Origin of the sequence: Polycladidibacter hongkongensis, assembly GCF_001561995.1 — a bacterium.
Lineage (GTDB): Bacteria > Pseudomonadota > Alphaproteobacteria > Rhizobiales > Stappiaceae > Pseudovibrio > Pseudovibrio hongkongensis.
On the sequence record NZ_LLWC01000007.1, the window covers coordinates 1 to 3,655 of the forward strand.

Consider the following 3,655-nt stretch of genomic DNA (forward strand, 5'->3'; position numbering starts at 1 on the left):
GGGCCAATCAAGTTTGGTCGATGGATTTCATGTCAGATCAACTGGAGGATGGCAGGCGGTTCAGAACGCTTAACATACTTGATGATTTCAACCGCGAGGGGCTAGCTATTGAAGTGGATTTCTCTCTTCCCGCACTGCGGGTGGTGCGGGCGTTGAGCCAAGTGATTGAATGGCGAGGCAAGCCCAAAACCATACGTGTTGATAATGGACCGGAAAACATCAGTGAAACCCTGTTAAATTGGGCCAGATCTCAAGGGATCCAGATCCTGCATATTCAACCTGGAAAGCCGGCACAGAACGCCTATGTGGAACGTTACAACAGAACTGTCAGGCAGGAATGGCTGGATCAGACGTGCTTTGAAAGCATCGAACAGGCGCAAACGGAAGCCACAGACTGGCTCTGGACATATAACAACGAACGGCCCAACATGGCCATCGGCGGCATAACACCCGCCACTAAACTAAAACTGGCAGCGTAACTCTACGCCAAAACTCATCCAAAAATGGGGGGAATACCCAGTCGAGCAGTCTAAGCGTATGAAATACATGGATGTCATCGCCAATGCCATCATGCTCCAGAATGTGGTTGATCTGACCGACGTACTACATGAGATGAGAAGCGAAGGCTTTGAGATTACTGCCGAACAGCTCAGAAGCCTAAGCCCATACATGAGGGAGAATATTCTGCGCTTCGGAAAAAGGTCCATTAACATGGATGAAATGCCAGATCCCTTACGACCAAAACCACTCTCAGTGGCGGCTTAAGACTGTCTTGGAATTTTTTACACGTATCCTGAACATACCCCGTCTTGGGTCGTTTCAAGTCTCCATGCCAAGCTCAGAGGTTTCTGTCTGCTCACGACCAAGTCGCTGCCATTTTCCGTCCTAAACGCCATCGCCTTTCTGCCAACTCATACCGCCATGCGCGCAATGACGCTTTTAGCTTATGGAACGACTACACAGCCGAAATGCGTGCATGAAAAGGGCAACAACCCGGTTTTGCATTTACTTCGAAATAACCTGACAGTGCCCCGCTAGTCATTAACTCCGAAAAGGCACGATCAAGTTCAATAGAAGTTCCTGGATTGCTCGTGTCGGTCAGCTTAACTCCAGCGCCTGAATTACCTTGTTGCGGGACAAGATTATCCATAATGCGATTATGAGTGGCGCAATCCACATGCCAAACTACCTCGAGCCAGAGGCGGAGTAACTAAACTGCCATGCTAGCGATCAACTGCCACTTATCAGCATAGCCAGCGTATCCTAGGTTCGATGCCAATTGGTTGATCGCAGCTTCAGGGTCATCCCCCCCCTCAAGAGTGGCTTGATCCAATGCGCTCGCCAGAACTAGAAAATCAGAGAAGCTATCGGAGATGGCCGTGACCTGCGGAACGGGTGAACTGGTAACGTCAACGTAAAACACTGTACCATTTGCATGATGCGGCTCGCCTTTGGCGACTGCTATGAGGTCTGCATCAAACCCCGCAACGCTAAGCAAGTTGCTAGGCAAGCTAGGATTTCTGGTATCCCCATTTAATGTCAAAAGCGAGCTACATAGGCTTTCTGGGTCGCCGGGACACAAATCAAAATACCCTAAAGATACTCTCTCCATGCACAACTCGGCAGCACAACGAGCAAAGCTATCAGGCAACCCGAGCTTCTCGACAACGGTGTTGAGACCATCCAGTTGACCAGTTCGACGCTTAAGTATGGCCGCGCCAAACGACGCAAACTCTTCTTCGCGCTCAGCATAAAACAACAAAGCTTCATTAAGATTCGCGATCATTCTGACCCTCGCGGTGGATGCCAAATAGAAAATCCGGGGGAGTTATTGTGGGCGCCACGAGGCACGGGAATGGCATATTGCCCGTAATCCATGTGGTGGTGAATGATCTGCTGCCCCCTGAAATCTGAATGCTCAGGGAAAACTCTCAACCAATCATCATCCACAACAGGAGCCCGACCATTTGCAACTGCAGTCTGATTGGCTTGGCTCAATCCATTGTTCGATTTGTTAGACCAAGAATTCCAAAATTGCCTGCTATTACGGATGCCACCATTGGCGGTAGTCGCGCCGCTAGTGAAGGTTGAAGTATCGACAGAAAACGCTGGGTCTGGGCGACCCGGATGTGCCGGATCAAATCGAACCTGATAAACAGTACCCGGATCAACTGTTCTATTTGTAGCACCACTACCACCGTTTCCGTTATTTTGTCCAGTATTAGCGGGTTTGTTATATAGTATATTGAGGCCAGAACCAAGGTGAGCGTTCATGCCCTCTAACAGGTCTCTTAGATCGACATCTTCTGGAACAAAGCCTTCATCTATGACAAAAGTGCCCGGCTGTTCGGTTACAAGGACGCGAATTGCAACTTCTTCACCCGTTGGGTAGGTGATTATGATGTTCCCCATCATTTCGTCCGGGTTATGTATTAGCGTAATTAAACGCCCGTCATCTAACTTGATATGTTCTTCAAGAGGCGTTCCTCCAGTCGATGTCGTTGATGCAGCCAATGCGGCGGCGGCTATCGCGCCGACAGCTGTAAAGGTTGAGGAAAGGAGCGCGCCAGCACCTTCCAGAGAAATTGATGTATAGCCTCCTGCTACAGCAACAGTGCAAACCGCAGCATCTGCGTAGGCGGGAGCGACCAGTAAATTCCAAATGCTAAAGCTTGCCGATTTACCTACAGCCTGACAGGATTGAAGCTGCGCGACGACTTCCGGGTCATCAAGATGCTTCTTGATGACCTTTACAGCTTGTTTGTCTGCTGGCGCAAATTTGTCCTCTTCCAGCAACTTATCGATGATGAGTTCAGCAATTTCTCCAGCTTTTTTGCCAGCTGCAATGGCCTCTTGCACCGAAGTATCGGAGATATAAAAGTTGATAGTCTCGTCAACATCCTTGGTGATTTCCTGCGATTTTTTGGGATCGCGGTTAAGGCTTGCCAGCGCTTTTGTTGCCCCGGTTTGCTCAAGTTTCCGCTGCTTGTCAGGATCACGAATGAGAATGGTGCCTTGGCCAACTGTCGCCTGATTTGTCTGGCGCTTGTCTTTATGGCCATAATCACCACTTACGCTACCTGAGAGCGTTGGGGCCGTCGGTTCCTGTGCCGGTTCTTGTTCTACGGCAGGATCTTGCGCTTGTTGCACCGGTGTTGATGGTTCACCTGCGAGCGGTGCGGGCAGAGCTTGCTGCGCGGTTTGCATCGCCGCTTGGACGGGCGAGGTGTTTTCGCTTGCAATTCCGATCGAAACCGAGCCGCCAATGTTCCAGTCGGTTTGTTTTTGATGATCCTTGATATCTTTATGCGTGAGAGTTTGTGTCTCAAGGGTTAGATCATCGCTTTGGGAATTAATCACGGCCCCTTCAATATGGGTGTTTTTGGCTGTGACTATTTCGAGCTTCTCATTTGCGGTGATCGCGGTTTGCTCATGAACCCAGGCAGAGGACCCGCCACCTTCTCCAATGTTTCCTGAAACAGATAGCGATAAAGAATCGACGCCGATGCCAAGCCCCACTGAACCGCTTGTAGAGGACGAAGAATTACTGGCGGTATCTTGAAGGCTCTTCACCTCTAAAGCGCCGTCAATAGTTGCAGAAATCTCGTTCGCTGTAAGCTTGGCCCCGGCAATACGGGCGTCGTCCCCTGTCTTG

The 3,655-nt window shown here is 50.1% G+C and carries 4 protein-coding genes and 1 pseudogene; 3 read left to right on the plus strand and 2 right to left on the minus strand.

Annotated features, from left to right (window positions below):
* The 3 genes and pseudogenes from AYK82_RS01150 to AYK82_RS17675 all read left to right on the plus strand — a co-directional run.
* Nucleotides 1-479, plus strand: a 479-nt coding sequence (locus AYK82_RS01150; protein WP_156453229.1) for an integrase core domain-containing protein, incomplete at its 5' end; no start/stop codon positions are given.
* A 16-nt stretch (nucleotides 480-495) separates the two neighbouring features.
* On the plus strand, nucleotides 496-765 hold the full coding sequence (locus AYK82_RS01155) for a Tn3 family transposase (RefSeq protein WP_279626404.1): 270 nt from the start codon (nucleotides 496-498) through the stop codon (nucleotides 763-765).
* Nucleotides 766-806: 41 nt separating this feature from the next.
* Nucleotides 807-980, plus strand: a pseudogene (locus AYK82_RS17675) (IS6 family transposase); the annotation flags it as partial.
* A 230-nt stretch (nucleotides 981-1,210) separates the two neighbouring features.
* On the opposite strand, the gene AYK82_RS01160 reads toward AYK82_RS17675, so the two are convergent.
* Both AYK82_RS01160 and AYK82_RS01165 read right to left on the minus strand, forming a co-directional pair.
* Nucleotides 1,211-1,786 (minus strand): hypothetical protein, encoded by a 576-nt coding sequence (locus AYK82_RS01160; RefSeq protein ID WP_068310493.1) that lies wholly within the window; start codon nucleotides 1,784-1,786, stop codon nucleotides 1,211-1,213.
* Nucleotides 1,783-3,655, minus strand: a 1,873-nt coding sequence (locus tag AYK82_RS01165; protein ID WP_172795172.1) for a hemagglutinin repeat-containing protein, incomplete at its 5' end; no start/stop codon positions are given. The genes AYK82_RS01165 and AYK82_RS01160, both read right to left, overlap by 4 nt.